At 54.7% G+C, this 23,559-nt stretch carries 19 protein-coding genes; 2 read left to right on the forward strand and 17 right to left on the reverse strand.

The genetic code is table 11. The features are described 5' to 3' along the window. The first annotated feature begins 183 nt into the window (after positions 1 to 183). Positions 184 to 2,829, forward strand: coding sequence for a chemotaxis protein CheW (locus tag GFER_RS07135; RefSeq protein WP_040097907.1), 2,646 nt, complete (start codon positions 184 to 186; stop codon positions 2,827 to 2,829). A gap of 162 nt (positions 2,830 to 2,991) precedes the next feature. Here the strand turns inward: GFER_RS07135 and GFER_RS07140 are convergent, their stop codons facing one another. Together GFER_RS07140 and GFER_RS07145 are read right to left on the reverse strand one after the other, a co-directional pair. Further along, positions 2,992 to 3,972, reverse strand: a complete 981-nt coding sequence (locus GFER_RS07140; protein WP_040097910.1) for an HNH endonuclease — start codon at positions 3,970 to 3,972, stop codon at positions 2,992 to 2,994. After that, entirely contained in the window at positions 3,969 to 4,349 is a 381-nt protein-coding gene (locus tag GFER_RS07145) for an HIT family protein (RefSeq protein WP_040097912.1), read from the reverse strand. The genes GFER_RS07140 and GFER_RS07145 overlap by 4 nt, the downstream gene beginning before the upstream one ends. 183 nt (positions 4,350 to 4,532) lie before the next feature. On the opposite strand from GFER_RS07145, the gene GFER_RS07150 reads away from it, so the two are divergent. After that, complete coding sequence (locus GFER_RS07150) at positions 4,533 to 4,799, forward strand: hypothetical protein (protein ID WP_040097915.1); 267 nt, start codon at positions 4,533 to 4,535, stop codon at positions 4,797 to 4,799. On the opposite strand, the gene GFER_RS07155 is transcribed toward GFER_RS07150, so the two are convergent. The 15 genes from GFER_RS07155 to GFER_RS07225 all read right to left on the reverse strand — a co-directional run bounded on the left by GFER_RS07155 (position 4,785) and on the right by GFER_RS07225 (position 23,505). Next, the gene (locus GFER_RS07155; RefSeq protein WP_040097918.1) at positions 4,785 to 6,173 is read right to left on the reverse strand and encodes a sodium:solute symporter family protein; all 1,389 of its coding nucleotides are present in this window, start codon (positions 6,171 to 6,173) and stop codon (positions 4,785 to 4,787) included. The genes GFER_RS07150 and GFER_RS07155 overlap by 15 nt on opposite strands. Positions 6,174 to 6,191: 18 nt before the next feature. Continuing rightward, positions 6,192 to 7,496 carry an NRAMP family divalent metal transporter gene (locus GFER_RS07160; RefSeq protein ID WP_200889304.1) on the reverse strand — a complete coding sequence of 435 codons (1,305 nt, stop codon included), beginning with the start codon at positions 7,494 to 7,496 and terminating at the stop codon, positions 6,192 to 6,194. Between the two features lie 102 nt (positions 7,497 to 7,598). Then, positions 7,599 to 8,795, reverse strand: coding sequence for an NAD-dependent dihydropyrimidine dehydrogenase subunit PreA (gene preA, locus GFER_RS07165; protein WP_040097920.1), 1,197 nt, complete (start codon positions 8,793 to 8,795; stop codon positions 7,599 to 7,601). Between the two features lie 33 nt (positions 8,796 to 8,828). After that, a complete protein-coding gene (locus tag GFER_RS07170; protein WP_040097923.1) occupies positions 8,829 to 10,064 on the reverse strand; it encodes a NupC/NupG family nucleoside CNT transporter in 1,236 nt (411 codons plus the stop codon). An 83-nt stretch (positions 10,065 to 10,147) separates the two neighbouring features. Next, positions 10,148 to 10,486, reverse strand: a complete 339-nt coding sequence (locus tag GFER_RS07175; protein ID WP_040097924.1) for a hypothetical protein — start codon at positions 10,484 to 10,486, stop codon at positions 10,148 to 10,150. 461 nt (positions 10,487 to 10,947) lie between these two features. Next, positions 10,948 to 11,358, reverse strand: coding sequence for an ATP-binding protein (locus tag GFER_RS07180; RefSeq protein WP_040097926.1), 411 nt, complete (start codon positions 11,356 to 11,358; stop codon positions 10,948 to 10,950). 5 nt (positions 11,359 to 11,363) lie between these two features. After that, complete coding sequence (locus tag GFER_RS07185; protein WP_040097928.1) at positions 11,364 to 11,699, reverse strand: STAS domain-containing protein; 336 nt, start codon at positions 11,697 to 11,699, stop codon at positions 11,364 to 11,366. Positions 11,700 to 11,734: 35 nt separating this feature from the next. Further along, positions 11,735 to 13,651 (reverse strand): SpoIIE family protein phosphatase, encoded by a 1,917-nt coding sequence (locus tag GFER_RS07190; RefSeq protein WP_040097930.1) that lies wholly within the window; start codon positions 13,649 to 13,651, stop codon positions 11,735 to 11,737. Then, a complete protein-coding gene (locus GFER_RS07195) occupies positions 13,638 to 14,657 on the reverse strand; it encodes an ABC transporter substrate-binding protein (RefSeq protein ID WP_052446124.1) in 1,020 nt (339 codons plus the stop codon). The genes GFER_RS07190 and GFER_RS07195 overlap by 14 nt, the downstream gene beginning before the upstream one ends. A 53-nt stretch (positions 14,658 to 14,710) precedes the next feature. Continuing rightward, positions 14,711 to 16,417, reverse strand: coding sequence for a solute carrier family 23 protein (locus GFER_RS07200; protein WP_040097932.1), 1,707 nt, complete (start codon positions 16,415 to 16,417; stop codon positions 14,711 to 14,713). 17 nt (positions 16,418 to 16,434) lie between these two features. Beyond that, positions 16,435 to 17,472 carry a BMP family lipoprotein gene (locus GFER_RS07205; protein WP_052446125.1) on the reverse strand — a complete coding sequence of 346 codons (1,038 nt, stop codon included), beginning with the start codon at positions 17,470 to 17,472 and terminating at the stop codon, positions 16,435 to 16,437. Between the two features lie 76 nt (positions 17,473 to 17,548). After that, the gene (locus tag GFER_RS07210) at positions 17,549 to 17,806 is read right to left on the reverse strand and encodes a SpoIIE family protein phosphatase (RefSeq protein ID WP_040097933.1); all 258 of its coding nucleotides are present in this window, start codon (positions 17,804 to 17,806) and stop codon (positions 17,549 to 17,551) included. A 20-nt stretch (positions 17,807 to 17,826) separates the two neighbouring features. Continuing rightward, entirely contained in the window at positions 17,827 to 19,275 is a 1,449-nt protein-coding gene (locus GFER_RS07215; RefSeq protein ID WP_052446127.1) for an alpha/beta hydrolase, read from the reverse strand. Positions 19,276 to 19,339: 64 nt separating this feature from the next. Then, on the reverse strand, positions 19,340 to 21,430 hold the full coding sequence (locus GFER_RS17590) for an NHL repeat-containing protein (RefSeq protein WP_074669466.1): 2,091 nt from the start codon (positions 21,428 to 21,430) through the stop codon (positions 19,340 to 19,342). Positions 21,431 to 21,657: 227 nt separating this feature from the next. Next, positions 21,658 to 23,505 carry a substrate-binding periplasmic protein gene (locus GFER_RS07225; protein ID WP_040097934.1) on the reverse strand — a complete coding sequence of 616 codons (1,848 nt, stop codon included), beginning with the start codon at positions 23,503 to 23,505 and terminating at the stop codon, positions 21,658 to 21,660. Positions 23,506 to 23,559: the final 54 nt, after the last annotated feature.

Raw genomic sequence — 23,559 nt, forward strand, 5'->3', positions numbered from 1 at the left:
CCCCAGGCATACAGGCATGTTTCTTGCTTTATTAGTTACTGTTTTTTAAAACTCACAAATTAGCTATCGGCACAATGATGTGCTTGAGGCTTGGCAACGGCGCCCCTGGGGACATTGGTCTTCAGGGGTTTTTTTGTTTGGTCCCTGGGGATGGCGGGGATATTTCAAGGAAGGGATTAATTGATGTCGAAGGAAGCGCACTACAAGGATGTGAAAGTGCCTAAGCAACTGCTCGGTTTGATCAACCACATGTCGGATGTGGAAGGCTACCGCGAAGAGCTCAGGAACCTCGGCAACCAGTGGGACCTGTTGACTATCTTGGGACAGATCAGCGGCACCGGCATGGACATGAGCGGCACCCGCCTGGGATTCCAGCGGCTCACTGCGGAACTGCTCGGGCAGCTAGGGATGGAAACCCTGAAAAAGACCGTCCAGGAAATCGGCAGCAAAGCCCAGGTGGCCGTCGACATCGTCATCCGCAACCTTTTCGAACGCACAGCCGATATCGGCTTTCTGGCCACCGACGACGACATTCGGGAATTCCTCAAGGCCTTCATCGCGCTCAACAACCAGATGGACGTGTTCCAGGAAAGCGACAGCGATGAACTCCATATCAGCGGTCTCGACGCCAGTCTGAGCGACCATGCCGACAAGGTAGCCAAAATGGTCGCCCGTTTTCAGGAATACGTGGCCAAGTACTCGGTCTATTTCAATATCATCCTGCTTGACACCTGCGGAAACGTTCTGGTTCAGTTGGACTCCGACAACAACATCCGCCAATCAGCGGATCCCTTGATCAAGGAAGCCCTGTCCACCAACGCGGACTACGTGGAAATCTTCCGCCACAGCGATCTGCTCGAATCGGAAAGTGAATCGCTGATTTACGCCTACCGGGTCACCGAAAGCAATGATCCCGACTCCGCACCCCTGGGAGTCCTCTGCCTGTGCTTCCGCTTCGAAAACGAAATGCAAGGCGTGTTCAAGAACCTGGGCGGCGAAGGGGACTGGTCGGTCATGAGCCTGCTCGACAAAAAGGGGCGGGTTATCGCCAGCAGTGACACATTCCATATTCCCCTCGGCGCGGTCATGGAGTTCGACCTGGAGGCGGAATTCAAGGTCACCCAGTTCGCCGGACGACAATACCTGGCCAAAACCTGCGCCACCAAAGGATACCAGGGATTTTACGGCCTCGGCTGGTACGGACATGTGATGATTCCCCTGGAGCACGCCTTCGACAAATCCCATTCCTCCGACCTGCGGCAGCGGGTCGATCAGGGCATTCTCGATGCGGTCATGAGCGACCCCCGGCTGTTCTCCGAAGACCTGCGCTCCATCCCCATCCAGGCCGACCAAATCCAGCACGAGCTTGAGCGAACGGTTTGGAACGGTAACGTGCGCGAGAGTGACGCGCAGAGCAAGGTGCTGCTGTGGAACATCTCCGACGCCGGCGCCCGCACCAAGATGGTCTTCGAGCAATCCATCGGCAATCTGCATGAAACGGTGGTCAGCGGCATCCTCAACGATGTCGAGTTCCAGGCGGCGCTGGCCGTGGACATCATGGATCGCAACCTCTACGAGCGGGCCAACGACTGCCGCTGGTGGGCTCTAACCTCGGCATTCCGCAAGATTCTCGCTCAGAGCCAAATTTCAACGCAGGAAACGGAGGAGATTGCCTCAATTCTGGCGTACATCAACGGCCTCTATACGGTTTACACCAACCTGTTCGTCTACGATGCGGGAGGAAAAATTCTCGCTGTATCCAGCCCATCCGATGCCCGGATCGTCGACGCCACCCTGAGCGACGACTGGGTCCGCGAAACCCTGGCCTTGAAGGACTCGCAGGCCTACAGCGTTTCCCCATTCCGGGCCACCCCCTTATATGACGACCGGCACACCTACATCTATGGCGCCGCCATCACCGACCTGCAGGATGAAAAGCACTGTGTTGGCGGCATCGGGATCGTCTTCGACAGCGAGCCGCAATTCAGGGAAATGTTGCTAGACTCCCTGCCCCGCAGTGAAAAGGGCGGTGTCTTGAATGGCTGTTTCGGCATTTTTGCCGACCGCAAAAAGAGAATCATCAGCTCAACGGATGAGCGGTTCAAAGTCGGCACCGTGCTTGACATCGATGCGAACTTTTTCAACCTGCCGAAGGGGGAAGGGACGTCCAAGATCATCGAATTGCATGGCTACTATTACGCCGTGGGTTCTCGCACCAGCGCCGGTTATCGCGAATACAAGGTCAATGACGGCTATGAGAACGATGTCATCGGCATGGTTTTCGTCCCCCTGGCCGAGATCGCCGACCAGAAAAAACGCACGCAGCGCCGCCGGGAAATGGGGGTGGGTGTCGCCAACAGCCGCGACAGCGGACCGGACTGCATCGAACTGGCCACCTTCTATATCGGCAACAAGTGGCTCGGCATCAATGCCGGCAAGGTGAGAGAGGCGATCAATTCCGACGGCATCACGAGCATTCCGGGAACCCAGGAATACGTGATCGGAAAACTGCTGCACAACAACAAGGTCCTCACCATCATCGACATCCGCACCCAACTGCGCCTGCCCAAGGAAATCTTTGACCCCAATGGGCCGATCGTGGTCGTGGAAACCGAGGATGGAGACTGGATCGGCCTGGTCGTCGATGCCCTGGGTGAAATCCCCCGGGTCGCCCTCGACCGGGTCGACAGCAGCAGAAATGTTTTCGACACCCAGGAAAGTTATGTGGAATGCACCATCAAGCCAACCGTCCAATCCGGGCAGAAGGATCTGCTGGTGGTCTTGGATCCGACCAAGTTGGTAAAGACCTTAATCGGTAAACGCCGCTGATCCAGGCATGCAGTCGCCAGGCGGCGCTTAAGATCAACAGAGAATTGTGCCCCCAACTCCTTGCCCGCCGCCTCTTCGCAGCGTCGGCTGCCCTCCGGCTGCGTCACAGGGGGAAGAGCGAGATACTTGCCTCCCCCCTGTTGCATAGGGGGGATTGAGAGGTCAGAGCCGCCACGCCCGTCGATGTTCGCCGAGAAATTCCTGCGCCGGCCAGTGATCGCGCTCCGCAGGCGGGATGATACCGCGACCCGAGAGCATCGACAGCAGGCCGGGGACGTTGGGATCAGTGGCCAGGGTGCGGGCGGTGATGACCGTGTAACTGCCCGACACGCCGAGCATACCTTCGTCAAAACCCCAATGGCAGGTGCGGCACAGAGCCAGGCCGTTGCGGATGTCGTCGTTGCGGGTTTTGCTCCAGGGCATGATATGGGCGGCTTCCACCACGGTGTGGCCGTCTGGTGTGACGATGCGGATGCCGCACAGGGCGCAGCGATGATCATAGGTTTTCACCACCAGCCACCGGAATCCCTGGTCCCGAGCCGCCGGGCGAAAGCTGGCGGCTTCGACGATGTCCTGCACCAGCGGCAGATGAGCTTTTTCTTCCAACAGTCGGCTGTAATCAAAAGCTTCTCGATTGATAAGCGACTGCTCGCGCAGCAGCGCCGCTGCTTCAGGCGAAAAACAGGAGAGAAGCAGCGCTTCACGCAACGCCTCTCTCCCCTCCCCACTCAGCATGATCTGGAACAGATCTTCGTCAAGCTTGGCGCCCAGCGCGTATTTGCGCAGATAGCTCACGGAGGAGGTATTGTTGATGCCCGCCGGTGTGATTTTCTTGCCTGCCTGGGGCACCAATTGCCAGAAGGGTTCGCGGGAAAGGCGCGAAAAGGGGAAGGCGATGCTGCTGGTCTGGCCCAAGGGTATGATGCGCCGCCAGTAGAGATTGAAGAGCTCGTTGAGTTCCACCAGATCATCGGTGACGGCGATAAAGGGCGTGATGATGACGCCGCGATGAACCAGGTCGAGCACCGCCAGCAGGAGGATGGGTTTGTGCGGTGCCTTGCGTTTGGTCGCGTCGGTCCAGATCGCACCGGGGGCGCGGTTGAGGGTGGTGAAATGTTTGATGTGGGTTTCAAGGGTAGTCATGTGTTCCAGTATGCCGCCTTGTCGGGAAAAATCCACCGCACCCCGCCGCGCGGATCCGGCATATCGCCTTGATAGCGGGGCATCAGGTGGATGTGCAGGTGCATCACCGTCTGGCCGGCGGCGGTGCCGTCGTTGATGCCGATGCTAAAGCCGTCCGGGTTGCGCTCACTGAGCAGCAGCCGACGCGTCTTATCAAGCAGGTCGAGCATGGCGCGCTGCTCTTCCCTGGTAGCTTCGAAGAACGAGGCGATGTGGCGCTTTGGGATGATGAGGGTGTGGCCGGGGGTGACGGGGTAGGCGTCGGAGATTGCCCATGCATGGGCGCTGGTGAGGATTGTTCTGGAGGCATCTGGCTTACAGAAGGGGCAGGTGGTCATGACTTGCACTCATTGCATTCAGCGATTTAGAGTCGCCATTTTGCCCTTAAAAATCGGTCTATAAGCCTCTTTTCAAGGGGGATTTTTGGGTTTTTTCTTGCGAATTCAAGCAGTTGCTTTGGTCCGACCCCAGACGCAGACGCCGTCGACTTTATCGTCAAATGGAATCCTCGCAAAACCGATGTGCCGATCAAAGCGACCGAGGTGTTTTATCACGGCAAGACGGTTCATCAGGATGAGACCTGCCGGGTCGCCATCATGACGGAGACCGTCGAACGGATCTGCCAGGACGAGGACGGCAACGACAAAACCATCAGGGTTCGCCGCGTCGTCAGAGCGACGGGGCGTTATGTCGATCGCCACGGAAAGCAGCGTATCAAAGGCGATGCCAGCATAAAGTTCGCCCGTTGTTTCTTCCCCGTCAACCGCAGCGCTTCAATTGTCCTTTGACTCGAATTGACTGACAGCGCCTTGACGATCAGTGGCGAAGAACGCGATCAGGTTAGCCAAAGTCCCCACCACCAGCCCGTCAATGCCAAAGGGAGAGCCGAGCAAATAGTTCCACGCCAGCACCCCGATCACACCAGCGGCCGCCCCGGCAAAAAAACGGCGCCGGCTTACTGCCAGGCCAAGCAGTGCCGCTGCCAGCGGGACCAGCACCGTCGGAGCCCAGAAGTTGTAAGAGTAGATGAGGATATCCAAAACACTCTTGATGGAGATGGCAAACCCTACTGCCATGACCCCCACCAACAGGGTGATGCCGCGCGCCAGGCGCAGCTCACCCGCGACCGTGAGCGGCGTCCGCCGCAACGGCTTGACGATGTCGTTACTGAAGGCAATGGCGGCGGCGTTGAGGAACGAGTCGGCCGAAGACATGATGATAGAGATAACGGCGGCCACCACCACCCCTTGCAGCAAGAGCGGCAGCGACTCACGGATAACGAAGGGCATGGCCAGGTTGGCATCGATGGTCGGGTCGATGGCCAGGGCCACCAAGCCGATCAGACCGGTAACAGCGAAGAAAGGGATGGAGAACAAGCCGCTCATCATTGTCCCGCGCGCGACCTCACGCGACCCCTTGCCGATAAGCAGCCGTTGTACGTAAGGTGGCACCAGACTCTCGCCCAGCAGGAAGGTCAAAAAAAGCGAGCCAAGGGCGATCAGCGCCAGCGGCTCACTGGGCAAACTAAGATGGGTTGCCGGCACTGCCATGGTCACCGCCTCCCAGCCGCCGACATGGCGAATCCCCATATAGAGTACCAGCGGGATACCCACTGCCAGCACAATAAACTGGACGACATCGGTCCACACCACCGCGCGCATGCCGCCAATGGTGGCGTAGAGAATAAGGATACTGCAGCCGAGCAGGATGCCCCACTCCCGCTCAATCCCCAGGAAGAGGTTGAAAACGTAGCCGATGGCACCCACCTGAGCACCGAGGATGCCGGCACAGAGGATGACCCCGAACAGGCCGCTGAACAGTCGCGCCTCGCGGCCGTAGGCAGGCTCCATGATATCACCAACCGAGATCGCCTCCGCATAGTTGTGAATACGGGGAGCGATGAATCTCGCCACCAGTATTTCTTTAAGGCTGAAGCCCCACAGGGCGACGATGTTGGCGATGCCCACCAGAAATACCTTTTCGGCATTGCCCATGGAGAAGCCGCCGCCGATGAACGAAGCCGAAAGAGTGGCGAAAATGATCAACGTGCCGAAGGAGCGTCCGGCTACGGCGTACTCCTTCATGTTTTTGATGTTGCGGCCGGCCCACAACCCAACCAGCAGCACCGCGAGCAGATAAGAAAAGATAATGATGTTTTGCATAGCAGTTCCTTGATGTGATTAGTTGCGGATAAAAGTCACGTAGAGATAGCCCAGGCTCATAAGGGTGAAGAACAGCATTCCTGACCAGCTCAGCAGCCTCAACCACGCTCCCGGGCGGTACTCAGCGGGCACGTTGTCCCCGTTCATCACCCGATAGTTGATATAGGCGAGGACCGGCGACGTGAGGAACGAGATAATGGCGGCAAAGGAGAGCAACTGGAGCAGATTGTCGACGAAGCACAGCATCACCAGTGCGCCGGCCAGCGCCGAAAAAAGAAGCCACAGATGTTGGATCTGCTGGAAGCGACGCGTGTCCAGCTCGCCGATGAGCACACAACAGGCCGCAAGTGAACGCGGATAACCGTCCATGGACGTCAGCGTGGTGCTGAACATGGTTACGAAGGCAGCGGTGAGGATGAGCGGGCGTGACCACTCGCCGATGTTGGCAGTGTAGAGGTTGACCAGTTGGTTAGAAAAGGCGATACCGCCCTTGTCGAAAGATACGCCCGAGCCAAACATGACCAGCGCCCCAAGCGCCATAAACAGCACTGCCAGTACAACAGCCGAGCCGTAACCGAGATAAAAATCGATGTTCGACTCCCGAACGGTTGCGAAGTGCCCTGTCTGCTCCCGACGACTGAACATCCACAATGAAGACCACGCCGAGAGATCCACCGGGGCCGGCATCCAACCCATCAACATGACCAGAAAGGCGATACTGCCCCAACTCCACGGGCTGGGGGCGACGAACGCGGCCGGAGAGGGTAGCCGGTTGCCATAGGCAAGCGCTACCGCCGCCACCGTGCTGATGGCGAGGAGAACGACAATCACCTTCGCCGCCGTATCAAGAAAGCGGTAGCGCCCTATCAGCAGCAGTAAGGCGCAGAGAACGAGAACGATGGTGCCGAGTTGCGGCACTGTCAGTGATCCGACCCCGTAGCCCGCGAACAAAGCGCCGCTGAGCATCGCCACCCCGGCGATATTGATGGTCCCGGTCAGGATATTAATCAGCAGGAAGGCATAGACAAAAGCTAGCCCCTGGCGGCGATAGCCCGCCAGCAGGCTTTCGCCAGTGGCGGCAGTATAGCGCTGACCATAGAGAAAAAAGGGAAACTTAAGCAGGTTGGCGATCAGAATAAGGCCGACCAGACTCCAACCGTAATCCGCCCCGGCGCGCGTTGACCATACCAGATGGGAACCGCCTACCGCTGCGCAGGCGATCAGGATACCGGGTCCGAGCGCCTTCCATAGGGTGCTGCGCGCAGCGTCTTGTTCCCCCATTGAGAGCGTCTTCTCCCCCATTACCGTAACCTGCTTATCCATGTCGCATTTACTTTCTGCCGCACCACCGAATTTCCACTAAGCATTTTCATATCCCGATATCCTCATTCCATAGATCCGGCCGTTCGGCAATAAAATCGGTCATCATCCGGATACACCTTTCATCCTGATCGCTCCGGTCGGGCAGACATGACTGCAGAGCGAACATCCGGTGCAAATTGTCTGATCAATCTCCGGCAGGCCGCCATGCCGACGAATGGCCTGATAGCCGCCGTCACGACAGGCGGTGTGACAGCCGCCGCAACTGGTGCAACGCTCTGCCAGCAGCTGTGGGCGGCAGCCGTTGTTACCGGACAATTTTTCAAAGCTAACCGCCGTATCACGGCAGCATCGGATAAAATCGGCCGGTGCTGCGAAACCGTGCCACCCCATGAACTCCCGTAATTCCTGCTGCATCTGGTCTACCAGCCCAAATCCTTGCAACATGGCTTCAGTACCCACCTGTACCACCGGTGCACCCAGCAGCATGAATTCTGCCGCATCAAAACCGTTGGCAATGCCACCGCTGGCCATAACCGGCAGGCCGGGCGACTGGCAGATTTCACTGACTGCCCGTAACGCAATCGGTTTGATGCCCGGTCCAGAATAGCCACCATAACTGGTCATGCCGCCAATATCAGGTTTTGGTCGCAGCGTTGTCAGATCAAAACCAAAGAACGAAGGGATGGTATTAATGGCGCAGAAACCGTGCGCACCGGACTGTGCCAGTTCTTCGGCGATATGCCGGATATCGGCCACCGCAGAAGTCAGCTTTGGGATGATCGGCAGGGTTATTTGTTTATCATTCGTCAGCCAACCGGTTATCCGAGCAGCAATGTCCGGGTTCTGGCCGATGGCCGCTCCGCGCCCCCGTTCCGGGTAGCCGTGGGGGCAGGAGAAGTTCAGCTCCAGCAGATCAGCCCCGGCATCCTGACAGCCGCGCGCCAGCGACAACCACTGCTCGGGCGAATCGGCAGCACCCATGATGCTGCCGATAATCGGGCAATCGGGAAAATCCGCCTTGATGGCGGCAATGTCGCTAAACCACTGATCAGGCGACTGCTCACTTAAGAGCTCCAAGTTTTCAAAGCCGGTTATCCGATTGCCGTTTTTGATGACGGCAAAACGGTTAGGCAGGTTGCGCACCGGCTCAAAGATGAGGGTTTTAACCACCGCCCCACCCCAGCCCGCATCAAAGGCTCGCCGCACCATGTCACCGGTTGCGGTGGGTGGAGCCGAGGCCAGGACAAAGGGGTTTCGGAATGTAACACCCAGGTAGCTTGTACAGAGATCAGAAGACAAATCGTTCCTCCCATAACAGATGAAAACATCCGCTCAGAATGGCAGCATCAGGGCCGCGATGGCTGCAGTCATGCTGGTGGCCAGGGTTCCGGCGAGGAGCGATTTCAACCCGAGGCTGACAATCTCGTGGCGACGCTCCGGGGCCATTGCGCCCATACCACCGATCATGATGCCGAGGCTGCCGGGATTGGCGAAGCCGCACAAGGCATAGCTCATGATGTACAAACTGCGCTGGCTTAAGGTTCCCTCGGACAATTGGGTCATGTTCAGATACGCCACAAACTCATTAATCACTGTCTTGGTGCCGAACAGCTCCCCCGCAGCAGGGGCTTCGTGCCACGGAATCCCCAGCAGCCAGACCACTGGAGCCAGTGCCAAACCGAGCAGGCCCTGCAAGGTCACCCCTGTAAAGAAAAACCCGAGCAAGCTGTTGATTAAAGCAATCAACGCCACCATCACGATAATCATCGCTACAATATTGATCAGCAACTGCACTCCCTGCACCGTGCCCTGGGTGATGGCATCCATACTGCTGCGCGTGTTGGTATCAGGCAGCAGTGCGCCGAGGGTGCTCTGCTCAGTTTCCGGAACCATAATCTTGGCGATCACCACCGAAGCCGGGGCGCTTATCAGCGATGCGATGAGGATATGTCCCATGATATCCGGCAAAACCGGGCTGAGGATGCTGGCGTAGAGGACCATCACCGTCCCGGCAATGGTCGCCATGCCGCAGGTCATCAACGTAAACAACTCACTGCGCGTCATCCGCTGAATATAGGGCCGGATAATCAGCGGCGACTCGACCATTCCGACAAAGATATTTGCCGCCACGCCCAGACCTTCGGCCCCGCCAATTCCCATGCTTTTCTGCAGCAACCACGAGCAGCCCTGCACGATGCGCGGCAGCACGCGCCAGTAAAACAGCAGCGACGACAAGGCACTGATCAGCAGCACCAGTGGCAGACCGCGAAAAGCGAGGACATAGGCACTGCCGGGAAAAGATTCTGCAAACGGCAAGCTGCCACCACCCAGATAGCCGAAGACCATGCTGGTTCCGGCAGTCGTAGCGCTCTCAAGAGCCAGCACTACTTTGTTCAGCACCAGAAACAGGCTTTGAAACAATGGAACATTGAATAATAGAATGGCCAACAGCAGTTGCAATGCCAGACCAATAATCACCAGCCTCACCGGAAAACGGCGACGCTGTTCACTGATCAACCAGGCAAAGAGAATGAAGATGCCGAGGCCTAGAAAGGGTTGAAAAGGCATTAATTGGTCTCCGGTTTAAAGACAATTATCGAGTAATTCCAGTAATTCTATCTCTTTCACCGTATTAGAGATGGACTGGACTGTCATGCTCGTTCCCGGTACTGTTGTACAATAAAATCCAGCAAATCCCTGGCGGTTTCTGACACCACAGCAATCTTTGCCGGATCAATCTGCACGTTGTTCAAGTACTGCAGTTTGAGGACATCGCCGTTGTCCAATTCTGGAATGACGCTGGAAAACAGAAAACCGTGCTCCGCAAGCTGGCCAGCAAGCTCGGCTGCCTCACGGCGTGCCATAGGAAGATTAAGATAAATCGCCTCCATCTTTTTCTCACACAGCTGCACCGGGCGTAGAGACGGCGATATAGACGGTACCGTGGTTCTGGCAACAACCCCATAGGCAAACGGAATTTTAGACGACATAACGCTCCTCAATCTCAGACGTGAACGCACCGTTACAATGGTTGCGCACCGGTTTGTGACTGAAAGTCTTAACTACCGCCATGGCCGACGGACTCAACTGCTCCTGATCACCTGAATGAGATCCACAACCTAACAATCCCAATTCGCGTACTGCCCCTTCCTGAGACATGACACCTTCAGCAAACCATCTGTCCAAACTCGGACAATTCTGTCGATAAAAGTCGATATAAGCATTGTAAAGCGAAACCTATGCCAAACATTAGGCCTAAGTAATTTCAGTAGTTTAGTCAATGGCGTGGACAAAAGATTGTCCTATTAGGGACAGTCTGTCCCGGTTGGGACAGCTTGCAGGGGGAGGAATAGCAAAAATAGTTGCAGAAGGTTTTGATTGAGCGGCATGTTCCAAGAACGAAGGATGGGCAAAATACCCATTAGCTGCGGATGAACAGAGCTAAATACCTCTACTCACTTTTGAATTCCATCCGTAGCACATTCCGCCCGTTTTCCCGCCGGTAACTGACCTTATCCGACAGTGTCCGAATAAAATGAACTCCGAGGCCACCGATTTTCCGCTCCATGATGCCCAGGCTGGTATCGGGATCGGGGAGGGACAACACATCAAACGGGCTTCCGCTGTCGGCAATTTCCAGCACAAAGACAACGCCGTCTTTCCCGCACGTAATTTCGGCGTCCCCTTCCCCGTCAGGGTAGGCATAACTGCAGATATTGACGAAGGCTTCTTCCAGAGTCAGCGTTAGGGCGTATATTTTTTTCTGGGGAAGACCACTATCATCGGCGCACTCCTCGACAAACTCGGTTGCTGAAGCGAGGTTGTCAAGGACAGCCGCATATTTCCTTGTGCTTGATTTCATGATGTTCAGGAAAACGCCGCCAAAGAGGCCGCCACCGAGTCATCCATCTGGAAGATCGTGCCGAAACCCGAGATATCAAAAACCTCCCTGACGGTTCCCTTGACATTGGCAAAACGCACCTGCCCCCCTTTCGCCTTGAGTTGCTTGGCGGTGGTCAGCAACCCCCGTAGTCCGGCGCTACTGATGTAGTCGAGGCCATCGAAATCGATGATCAGCGCGATTTCGCCGTTGGCAATCAGCTCTTTTATTTTCGCTTCATACACAGAGGCGGTAACGGCGTCAAGGCGGCCGGTTACTGTTGCTACGGTGACGTTTGCTTCCTTCTTTGTTTCAATATTCATGATTCGCTCCTTTTTTTATGTTTCATCGATTATGTTTATGATCCCCGATATTTCAACGCGACCATGGTCACATCGTCTGATTGCGGAGCACCATTGGCGTGGCGTGTGACTTCGGCGCGGATATTGTGGATCATCTCCACCAGATCTTCTTGAGGTCCGGATTGCAAGGCTGCCAGCAGTTGTGGTTCACCGTATAAATCGTTGGCCGAATTTGTCGCTTCAGTCACCCCATCCGTGAACAGGAAAAGGACATCCCCCGACTGCAGGGTGAGTCGTTCGGTTGTGTAAACGATATCCTCCATGGGGCCAAGCACAAAGCCCGGCTGCAGGGTCAGATAGCGGATGCCCGCTGCGTCAAGGACAAGCGGTGGATTGTGCCCGGCATTGGCATAGCGCACCTCGCCGGTTTTGATATTGAGGATGGCACAAAATACCGTGGCAAACATGCAACTGTCATTGTTTTCAGCAAGGATATTGTTGACGTTGGCAAGTATCTGATCCGGCTCTCCAAGTCGCTGACCTTCTGACTTTAACAGAGTCTTTGCCACCATCATGTACAGAGCGGCCGGCACCCCCTTATCAGAGACATCGGCAATCAGAAAGCAGAGATTATCCTCGTCGATAAAAAAGAAATCGAAGAAGTCTCCGCCGACCTCTTTGGCCGGATCCATGGAGGCGAAGATATCGAACTCGGGACGATCCGGGAAGGCGGGGAAAATCTGCGGCAGCAGGCTCGCCTGAATATCGGTGGCGACCTTGAGCTCGCTTTGGATGCGCTCCTTGGCGGCGGTGGTTTCGGTCAGGTTGCGGATATACTCTTTCAGCGCACTGTTCATCGCGCTAAAGGCTTGAGTGAGTTTGCCCACCTCATCCTGTGACCGGACCGGCGGCAGCGGGGCGTCAAAATCCCCGGCAGCAACCGCCTGCGTTGCGCTAGCCAGGGCATGAAGCGGCGCGGTGATGGAACGGGCAATAAAAGCCACCGCCATGGCCAGTAACAGAATCCCGGCCACCCCCATCAATGCAATTTTTATCGTCAAGGAACGCACCTCGGCAAAGAGTTCTGCTTCGGGGAATACCACTGCCAGAGTCCAGTTGGTCGATGCAACCGGCGCATAATACATCCAGCTTTTGACACCGTTGGTACCAATGTGAGGGGTAAAGCCTGATTCGCCCCGCACCATCTTCCGGCCGATATCGCGCAGGCTCGGATTGTTCTGTGCCTCGGCAACGGTGAAGATGGTCTCGTTCATGATCATCTCTTTGTCGGGATGGGTCAGAATAGCACCATTGCGGGAGATCAAGACGCTGTAGCCGGTTTCGAGCACCCTGATGGAGGCTACAATTTCCGTAAGCCAACTCAGGGAAACATCGGCCACGACAATCCCGCGGAAATGACGCTGGTCACCACCTTCTTCGTAAAAGGGGAGCGAGCAACTGGTCATCAGCACCGTCCCGCCGCCGCCGTCATAATAGGGTTCGCTCCATTCTTTGTTCCCCAACTCCTTCGGAATCTGGTACCAGTCCAACGGCAGGAACCGGAAATCCTCTTCCGGAGCAAACAACAGCTCGCCATCTTCTCGATAAAAATAGGGTGCCCGTGGCTGCGCGCCGGAAGTCACAGAATCCGGCTCAAACATCGCACCGATGCCATAAATATGCGGGTTTCCCTCCATGGTTTCCGACAGCAGGGTGTTGAGTGCCTGGTCACTATAGTTGCCGGTCTCAAGCGACCGGGCTACCCCTTCAGCGACCTTGCCGATGGCCGTAAGCTCCTTATCTACCCGGTTAACCGAGGCCAGCACCAGATTGCGGGCATTGCTCTCCAGCTCCCTCTCCAGCGCGGCGCGGGAGTTATGATAGAAATAACCGGTGGTTATCGCGAAGATGCCAACGCTGCAAAGGGTAATCACCAGGATCAGCCTGGAGGTGATGCTGTTAGTTCTCAACATCGAAATTCCCAATAAAATCATCATAGGCGGTGGTAGTCATGATGTGCCCCATAGTGCGCAACGTGTCTGTTACCGCGGCATAGTCGACGGAGCTGAGTTGACCTGTTTCCTGGTCGTTGTTTTGCGGCACGATCAAGTCACGCATTCTCTCCAGCATCCATGTCTGGTGGGTACGGTTGGCGGGAACCTTTGCCTCTCTCATATAGCGCAGAACAATGTCTACCGCTTCTTCCGGATGGTCAAAGGCGTATTGCCAGCCTTCAAGGGATGCCTGGGCAAAGGCAGCGGCAAGAGCAGGATCCTGACGATACGTCTCTTTTAGAGTGTAAAGCCCGTCTTCGGGGAAGGCGATGCCATAGTCCTTGAGAAAGAAGAGATCCAGTTCCTCTGGATTGACTCCGGACATCAGGATGGTGTGGTACTCGTTGTACCACATGACCGACGCCACATCGACGCCACCTCGCAGGAAAAGGTTCACGGTGTAGGATTGGGGGATCCGGTTCACCTGAAGCTGATTTTTGGTAAAGAAGGCTTCAGCCGGCAACGCCAGGTCGCCACCCCAGAGACCGACTTTTTTGCCCTGCATCGCTGCCGGCGTCGTGATCCCACTGGATTTTCGGGCGACCAGGATCATCGACGATTCCTGAACGATTTGCGCCAGATTGACAAGAGTTTTTCCGGAGTCATTTTGTTGCAGAGCGGTGCTAAGCCAGAGGACAGCAAAGTCGGCGGTGCCATCTTGCAAGGCTTCAGCAGACGAATGTCCCGGCCCCCCTTCCAGAATTTTCAGGTCGATTCCATGCTTAGCATAGATCCCCTTTTCTAAAGCGACATAATAGCCTGCAAACTGCGCCTGAGGACTCCAGAGCGGCATGAGAGAAGCTTTTTTCAGACCGGTGGCGGCAACCGCAGCGGGATGAGTACCGGCACCAAGCAGCAAAAGCAGGAGGATGACAGCAACCTGAACACCCCAAAATCGGCGCGCAGTATGATTTTGTTTCGTCATTTCTGATAACCTTTGTCAGCAAGCGGGGATTAAAGAGAGACATCCCGATTCATTTAATGTTCAAAGTGCAGTGACACACGTTGCCGCTGATTCACCCTATCAACCGACACTCGGTCGGCGTACTGACGAATGAGCAAAGCAGGCAGCCGCATGAGCATGGCATCTTCGTCAAGAGGTTGTTCAGTTGACGGCTGCTGATCCAGCGCAGAAAGCGCCATTCCTGCATAAGAAACCGTAACATCCAGATTATATTCGTCAAAACGGGCCTGGACATCAATCGTCTCGCAGGCTAATTCCATCAGAATCAAGGTCTCCAGCAGTTCGTTGACTGCGGCCTCCGCCCGCTGGATCACCTGCCGACGGGCGCCCCATGAGCCGCCGTTCTGCTCGAAAAAGATTCTGACCTCCTGAAGATTAACCAATTCCGACTTAATCCGGATGGTTGCCGTCTGGGACGTGCCGATAAGAAACAGCAGGTTCAGGATGATGGCGCAAAGCGAAGAAACGGCAAAAGCGGAACCGGCAACGCTGCTCAACCAGCTAGGGAGCTGCGCGACAAGCTCAGGAAACTGCATCACGAAAAGCCCGGCGACAATGGAACTGCCCACCATGAACACGCGGCGGTTGTCCATCATGCGGGTGGTAATCAGTCCGATGCCGGAGGTGATCAGAAACACGGAGGCATAAAACAGAACCACCCCCATAACCGGTGCCGGGATCTGCGACAGCAGTTTTGCAATTGGAGGGACAAACGCCAAAACCAGCAACATCAGCGCTGCCAGCAACCCGATACGGCGAGCCGTGGCTCCGGTTGCTGAAGAAAGAGCGATATGGCTGGTGGATATTCCGGTTCCGAGGGTTCCCAGCATGCCTGACAAGGTCACACCAACGCCATCAGCTAGAATACCGCGCCCGGCGTTATTCATGTCAGGACGAACCCACTCTGATTGATTGATCTTCTGACAGGTCACAATGCCGGCGACAGAATCGAGGGACGATACCAGTGCGACCAACAGGAACGGAATGAGCAATACCCACTCGAATTTCCATTCCGGCACGGTCAGGGTTGGTAACGCAAGGAACCCTCCATCGAACATGTTTCTGATGCTCGCCACATCGACAACACCAAGATAAAGCGCCGTAACGTAACCGCAGACGATGCCGATCATGACAGAATATAATCGGATGTGCCCCTTCGGCCAGACACTTAAGGCCACGATGATGGTCAGGGTCACAGCAGCAACGACAACAGTATTCGGATCCACCTGACCGTCGCTGCCAAGCCCCAGCATCCTCGTCATGGCCGCTCCGACCATGGAGATACCAAGGGCCAGGATGGCAACGCCGCAAACCTCCGCCGGAAAAACCTTGCGCAGATGGCGAAGAAAGCGTGAAAAAATAATCATGAAGATTCCGGCAACCACCGTCATGCCAAAAAGCAGTCCCATTCCGCCCATGGTGACCGCCTGGAAGGCCACCGGCAACCACGCCGGAGTGCTGATGTGCACCGCCAAATAACCGCTGCCCATGCCTTTACGACCCAGACATTGCAGAAAAGTGCCGGCAGCGATGGCCAGGATGGAAGCTGTCACAATCGCTTCGGCTTCTGCCTGGGTCCCGGATACCTCGGACAGCACCATCAGCGGATACACAATAAAGACCAGCGCTAGAGCGGCGTGTTGAAATGCCAGCAACAGCGTCGTTCGCAACGGCGGTATATCATTGACGCCGTAAATAATTCCGGCAGGTTTCTGTTCCAAAACAAAAGTTCCTTGAATCAATCGCCAGACAACTGTTTCAGCACGCTGATCTCACCGGTTATGATTTTAGCGGCAGCCGCATCTGCGGCTTCCTGGTACGGTACAACCGCCGGGTTTGAGGTGGCATAGCCAACGCCCCCGCGTTTCAGGTCAAAGTTCTGAACGCCCACCAAGGGTAATCCGGACGCAACCCCTTCGATGACTTCAAATACCGCCACATCACCCCGTTTCAGCATCGAGGTCAGAATTACATCTTTGACCTCAGCCAGCGAAGGCACATTATATTGGTCGGCATCCGCACCGATTCCCCATACCTCTTTACCTGCTTCTTTGGCTGCCTTGAACGCCTGAAACATACCGGCATTTGAAGCACCAGCAGCGGCATACCCGACATCAACCCCAGCTGCAATCATTGCTTCGGTTGCCATCTTTGCCTTTTCCGGGTTATTCCACGCCGTTGCATCGCCGTCAGTCCCCATGTAGGCGGCTTCAACCGTTATATCTGGATTGATTGATTCAGCTCCCTGCCGATAACCTGCTTCAAATGCATGGATCAACGGAATATCCATGCCGCCGATAAAGCCGATTTTCCCGGTGTTGCTGGCCGCTGCCGCAATCACGCCGACCAGGTACGACCCCTGCTCTTCTGCAAACAGCAGACTGACAACGTTCGCCCCCGCAACTTCTGCATCGATGATGGCAAAGGTAGTGTCGGGAAATTCCTGTGCAACGGTAGTGATAGCGACACCATAACCAAAACCGACAGCAATGACCGGGTTGTAGCCATGAGCAGCCAACTGCCGCAGATGCTCACGACGTTCGTTATCTGTATCACTTACTGCGGCTGTGATCTCCATGACCTCGGCGCCAAACTCTTGCTGCGCCTTAGCCAGTCCGGCATAGGCCATATCGTTGAATGATTCGTCGCCCTTGCCGCCGGAGTCGTAAGCCATGCCCACTTTAAGGGTTGCCCCGGACGATTTTCCATCTCCGCCGCAGGCCGCAAGCATCAGCAAGGCGGTCAGTAGAAGTAAAATTGAAACAAGGTTTTTCAAAATGTAGAGCGTCTCCTCTGTTCAATGTTTTTTTATTAAAAGGTGCGCTGGCAGCTAATCTTCCGACTTGCCCCGATCAGTATCTTCCATAGTGGCCGAGGACAAACCCCGGTTTCACCGCAAGGTAGCGCATACCCTGTGCGTCCATCACCAGCGGCAGATTGTGCCCGGCGGCGCCAAAGCGCACCTCGCCGGTTTCCGTGTTGAGGATGGCGCAGAAAACCGTAGCAAAAATGCAACTGTCATTGCCCTCTGTCAAGATATTGTTGACGGCAGCCTCACCCTTGATGGTCTTCTCATCGATCGTCGTAAGGGCCAGGTTCGGGTGCGCCACCAGCGGGCCGGTGCTTGTACTTACATCTCGCTACAAGTAAGATCGGAAAACCAGGTCTGGGGATGGAGCAGATATTGCTCGTAGCGATCATCAACACAGATGTTTGTGCCGCCGGCGACATGCCTTTCAGCCTCCAAGGTCACCAGGAAGGATGAATCCAGTTCGCCCACCAATCGCTGCGACCAGGCATAAGGCGTAGCCGGATCTCCGGTTGTCCCAACCACCATGATTTGTGGCGCACCAACAGCCCTGACTGTTTGAGGTTGCAGTCCCGGAGCTGCAGGCCAATAAGTACAGTAGAGGAGGTCATTCATCAACATCGCGCCGAAGAAGGGATAAGCCGACATGACTGGTCCAATCTGAACTTCTACTTCTGCCGCACTCGGCGGAGAAGAGTCGGTACAGGTAACGGCATAAAATGCATCGACGACATGGGGATAGCTGCCATCGCTGGCGCGCATGAAATAGTCATCCGCCAACATCAGCATCTGGCTGCCGTCGCCCGCCTCCGCTGCCGCCAGGGCATGTTCCAGTAGCGGCCAATAGTACTGATCATAGAGCCCCAACATGACAGAGAATTTAGCTTTGCCGTAGGTCAGCAGCCGGTCACCTACGGAGATCGGCTGTTGCTTGAGATTCGCCATCAGAGACTTTAATGCCAGTTCGGGGTCTCCTGCTCCGAAGGGACAGGAGCCGTTTTGCGCGCATGCCATCAAAAATGACTGTAGGGATTTCTCAAAACCTGAGGTTTGTTCCAACCTAAAATCCAGCAGTGTGAGCGACGGAGGAAGAACACCGTCGAGCACCATGGCACGGACATTCAAGGGATAGGTGTCCGCATACAGAGCGCCGATTTTCGTGCCGTAGGAGAAACCAATATAGTTCAATCTCCCCTCGCCCAGCGCCTGACGGATCAGCTCCATATCCCGCACCACATCCATCGTACTGACGTGCTCAAGCAGATCACCGCTGTTTTTCGCACATCGGGCAGTGTAATCCTGCACGGTCGCGATCATGAGTTGGTACTCAATCTCACTTGTCGGGTTTCGATCTATGGCCACAAAGGGGAGAGGATTGTCCACGCAACGCACTGCGGTTGAATGACCAGCCCCTCGTGGATCAAAAGCCACGAGATCGAAATTTTCTCTGAGCCTGAGCCCCAGATTGCTGACGGCGAAATAGTCCAGATAGTCCACAGCAGAAGCGCCCGGGCCTCCGGGGTTCAAAACAATGCTCCCTTTTTTCTCGCCAGTAGCCGGATAGCGCTTCAACGCCAGACTAATCCGTAAGCCATCATCGCTTACAGTATTCATTGGCACAATGAAGGTGGCAGATTGCCCGCCGTGTTCTGTGCTGGCCGACCAGACAATTTCCGGCGTAATATCAGAACCGCCACCACCAGAGCCGCAGCCATGGAGGAAGAAACTTGTCATTAAGACAAAGACGAGTGCGATTCCTTTAATCTTCACGTGAACTCCTTCATATATCTGCAGCAAGGCTACCAGCTATTGACCGTTGCTCTTAAGGAAACATTTATCGTATCGCACGAATCCTGGTGAAATCATCCAAGATGTAAAGCCGTTTACCATCCGTTGTTATACCAGTCGGCCCATCGAACAGGGCTTCGGTGGCGGAGCCATCGGTTGAGCCACTCTTCTCGGCGTTACCCGCTACTGTTGTTACCTCACCGGTAGCAATGACAACCTGACGAATATTCTTGTTCTCGAAGTCACTGACATAGAGGTTCGTGCCATCCGTAGTGATATTGCTTAGAGAAGAGAATCGAGCATCTATACCGATGCCGTCGACAGAACCGCTGCTACCGGCACTTCCTGCCAGGGTCGTCACCGCCCCCGTCGCTATTTCGACCTGGCGAATGATTTTGTTATAATAATCGGCGACATAAAGGTTCGTCCCATCGGTTGTTATCCCTAGCGGATAAAAGAATCGGGCGTCAGGACCGATCCCGTCGTTAGAACCGCTGTTGCCAACACTGCCCGCCAATGTCGTCACCTCACCGGTAGCAATTAAAATCTGGCGTATTGTTTGATTGAGCATGTCGGACACATACAGGTTGGTCCCATCCGTAGTAATGCCGTAAGGAAAACTAAACTCGGCGGCATTGCCAATACCGTCAGATGAACCCATAGTGCCAGAGGTGCCTGCCAGGGTACTGACTTCACCGCTGGCAATGCTTACCATACGGATCGTGTTGTCAAAATAGTCAGTTACATAGAGGTTGGTGCCATCGGTTGTGATTCCCTGTGGATAATTAAACAGGGCAACAGAACTGTCGCCATCCGTTGAACCGATAGTCCCAAAGCGGCCTGCCAATGTCGTTATCACACCAGTAGCAATGTTGATTTTTTGAATCGTTCGGGTGCCGAAATCACTTACGTAGAGGTTGGTGCCATCGGTCGTTACGTCTGCAAATTCATGGCTAATAAACCCCGCAAAGGTGACAACGGTGTTCTCCGGGGTCGATATATCGACGGCACGGATCAGACTATTTTCAGTATCGCTCACATACAGGCTGTCACCCAACGCCATAATCCCTCTTGGTGCATTGAATCGCGCCTGTGTACCAATATCGTCGGTCGCGCCACTCTGCATGGCGATTCCTGCCACTGTCGTTACCTCACCGGTAGTAATGACCACCTTGCGAACCGTATTGTTCACTCCATCGGTTACATAAAGAACATCCCCATCCAGAGAAATACCCCTGGGTTCATTAAAACGAGCCGCTAAACCGAGGCCGTCAGTTGTACCACTTTCCCCCGCACTACCTGCCAGGGTTGTTACCTCACCAGTTTCAATCACAATCCGGCGGATAGTATGATTATAGGTATCCACCACATAGAGATTGCCCCCGTCAACGGCAATGCCGTTTGGAAAATAGAACCGAGCAGCGGAACCGCTGCCATCATTTGAACCCTCATGTCTCGCACTACCTGCCAAGGTTGTTACCTCACCAGTGGCGATTACAATTCGACGGATCGCGTGATTATTCAAATCGGTCACATAAAGATGTGTTCCATCCGTGGCAATACTGTTGGGATTGTCGAACCGGGCATCGAAGCCCTGTCCGTCGGCAAAATCAGCGTCACCGGCGCCACCGGCTAATGTCGAGACTAATCCGCTGGCAATCTCCACCTGGCGAATCGTGTGATTGGCTCCATCGCAGACATACAGGTAGGTGCCATCGGTAGTAATGCCGAGGGGCATCGCAAATTGGGCGATTCCGCTACTTGAGTCATCTGAACCGGATGAGCCAGCAACTCCAGCCAGCGTCGTGACTTCGCCCGAGGTCATCTCTATCTTGCGGATGGTGTGATTAAACATTTCGCTGACATAAAAGCTGTCGTTGTCCGCAGTGATCCCGTAGGGAGTGGTGATCACGACTGAGGTGCGATACCCATCCGGTGTCACGTCGCCCGCTCCGAAAATCGTTGCCGTTTCTCCAGTTAGAGCAAGTTCTTTACCCTGAATCGATCCTCCCATTTGGTGTGTACTATCCGCATCCGAGCGGTGAGAACTGCTACTGCCACAACCTACGAGCAACAGGGTTAAACAAAGAAAAATCGTCATGAAAACCCGAAAACTAATCAACCTTGAAACATTCATATCAAATAACCTCCTAGCGTAATAAATAGCCCTAACAGGGACATATGCGTAACATGGTTACTTTTCCCGGTCGGTTCAATTGGTGCACCTCACTTGTTAATCAAAGATGGGCTGGTCCTTAGCCAACCAGTGCGTTGACTGGGGCGCAGAAGTAGATGCGGCTGTTGCTAATAGATGCTGCCTGCGTGGCTGCTATCATCGAAACTCCTTATATGTTTTACAGGAACCTAGTTTTTCAGTTTGATCGTGTATACCACTCCCAGATATTGACCATACCTGTAGACCGGATAGAAAAGAAACGCACCTTCACCACCCTCAATCAGAGGGATTTCAAAAGCAGAAGGTTGCTGCCGATTGGCAAGTGCAGCAAGAAACTTACTGTCACGGATGTCAGCGGGATTGTAGACATAACCGGAGGGGAGGCTGTTGGCTTCAGGGTAGCCGAAACGGTTGATCCCGGTCGTGTCGATCCATTGCACAGAGTAGAGCCCGGGGAAAGCATCGTAAAACCGCTTGAACTCCTTCAGCACATTTTCCTGCATTCCTCCGTCCAGCGCAGCCGCCAACGCCGGATCATGCGAAAACCGTTCAAGACTGCCATCCCATCCCAGCTGGATCACATCAAAGACGCCCTCGGCCTTCATCGCATCCAGAGCCTGTTGCCACTTATCTACAGTGCTTTTGGGCGTATTCAGGCTGAAGGCGATATACCCCTGACGTTGCGGTGTCTCGATAGGCAACCGGTAAAGATCGTCGCAGGATGTGCCCCTCTCTCTGCATAACCAGTCAATAGCATCAGGATCAATGTAGATGGCATCAGCCTCCCGCTCAAGCAGTTGAGCGAACGAATCTGCCGGGTAATAGGTGGTGAGAATGTCGCTGAAATCGTTGGCTTTCAGGAAATCGTGGGTATACCATTGGGTCGGCGTTGTAACTGTCAACCAACGAGCTTGTTCAAGTGTATCCGCAGTGATGTTTGCGCTTTTGAGGGTATAGAAATTCGGGTTCATGGGCGCTATCGGCCCGACCCACTGAAACAGATCCTCCCGCTCAGGGGTTCGGGCTGTCGTGAACAGGGCACTATTGGGAAGCTCCTGCACGGTTGCGTAGCCGTCAAACCAGCTGGTCATATAAATACTTGACGTGTAGCCGCCGAGCCTTTTCTGGATTTCTTTGACGATTTCAACAGACGAACCGGCAACCTGATAGTTACCGATAAACCCGGTGTAATAATTGAAAGGCGGTGCATATTCAGAGAACACCTGAAGGATATCCGGGCTCATGAATTTCGGTGCGGTGGAAAAGTATTTTTTTAGCGTTGCGTACACCGTGCCACTTATTATGAGTTCATCAAGAGCACTCTGCATTGAACTGATCAACCTGTCATCAACATCCTTTGAAAACGCCATATAATAAAAGGCTGATTTGTAGCTGTATACTGTGTCGAAGTCAGCGGTGATGGAATATTTACCCCTGACCCTGTAGGCTAACTGCATCAGATCGGTGGCTATCGCCTCGACATGATCATTTTCGAAGGCAGTGAAGGCTTCTTCGTAGGAATTGAAGTATTCCAGATTTGTAAACCCCTGATCTTCAAGGGTTGTCGTTTCCAGCCATCCCGGCACCGCCGCTATCCTGGGGATTTCTTTTGCTACCGCCTGGCCTGCCCCTGAAACTGCGCCCTTTTTCGTGTAAACATGAAATCCTGATCTGTTGATCGGCCCAACCCATTTGAAATCATCTTTTCTCGACTCCGCATAGTTGATACCGATGATCGCCCGATTCGGGCCAGCTTTGGTTTTGTTATAGAGCTCGGTGAAGCTGACATCATCGATCTCCAACCAATGATCGACGCCAGCATTTGCCGCCACCATGGTTGCCACCTCCGCATCAATGCCGACAATGATGCCGTTTTCCTCATAGACATGGGGGTTCATATCGATCCCCGCAATCACAATGGGATCGCTCCCGCTGCCCGAACTGCCACCGCAACCGGACAATACAACAGTGAATAGCAACACCAGCAGGGAGATGAGGGGTTTTAGAGTGTTGGTTGCAGGCAATTGACAATTCATTTCATTAGTCTCCTTGGTAGATTAAGGTCGAATGTGCCGGCAGTATTCGACTTT

The sequence above is a fragment of the Geoalkalibacter ferrihydriticus DSM 17813 genome (genome assembly GCF_000820505.1).
In the GTDB taxonomy this organism is placed as follows: domain Bacteria; phylum Desulfobacterota; class Desulfuromonadia; order Desulfuromonadales; family Geoalkalibacteraceae; genus Geoalkalibacter; species Geoalkalibacter ferrihydriticus.

Coding starts and splice junctions, on each gene's coding strand:
- GFER_RS07155 (WP_040097918.1), bottom strand. CDS start 6,173: ATGCAAAACATCATTATCTTTTCTTATCTGCTCGCGGTGCTGCTGGTT.
- GFER_RS07145 (WP_040097912.1), bottom strand. CDS start 4,349: ATGACCACCTGCCCCTTCTGTAAGCCAGATGCCTCCAGAACAATCCTC.
- GFER_RS07175 (WP_040097924.1), bottom strand. CDS start 10,486: ATGTCGTCTAAAATTCCGTTTGCCTATGGGGTTGTTGCCAGAACCACG.
- GFER_RS07180 (WP_040097926.1), bottom strand. CDS start 11,358: ATGAAATCAAGCACAAGGAAATATGCGGCTGTCCTTGACAACCTCGCT.
- GFER_RS07190 (WP_040097930.1), bottom strand. CDS start 13,651: ATGTTGAGAACTAACAGCATCACCTCCAGGCTGATCCTGGTGATTACC.
- GFER_RS17590 (WP_074669466.1), bottom strand. CDS start 21,430: ATGAATGTTTCAAGGTTGATTAGTTTTCGGGTTTTCATGACGATTTTT.
- GFER_RS07195 (WP_052446124.1), bottom strand. CDS start 14,657: ATGACGAAACAAAATCATACTGCGCGCCGATTTTGGGGTGTTCAGGTT.
- GFER_RS07225 (WP_040097934.1), bottom strand. CDS start 23,505: ATGAATTGTCAATTGCCTGCAACCAACACTCTAAAACCCCTCATCTCC.
- GFER_RS07170 (WP_040097923.1), bottom strand. CDS start 10,064: ATGCCTTTTCAACCCTTTCTAGGCCTCGGCATCTTCATTCTCTTTGCC.
- GFER_RS07185 (WP_040097928.1), bottom strand. CDS start 11,699: ATGAATATTGAAACAAAGAAGGAAGCAAACGTCACCGTAGCAACAGTA.
- GFER_RS07140 (WP_040097910.1), bottom strand. CDS start 3,972: ATGACTACCCTTGAAACCCACATCAAACATTTCACCACCCTCAACCGC.
- GFER_RS07135 (WP_040097907.1), top strand. CDS start 184: ATGTCGAAGGAAGCGCACTACAAGGATGTGAAAGTGCCTAAGCAACTG.
- GFER_RS07160 (WP_200889304.1), bottom strand. CDS start 7,496: ATGGATAAGCAGGTTACGGTAATGGGGGAGAAGACGCTCTCAATGGGG.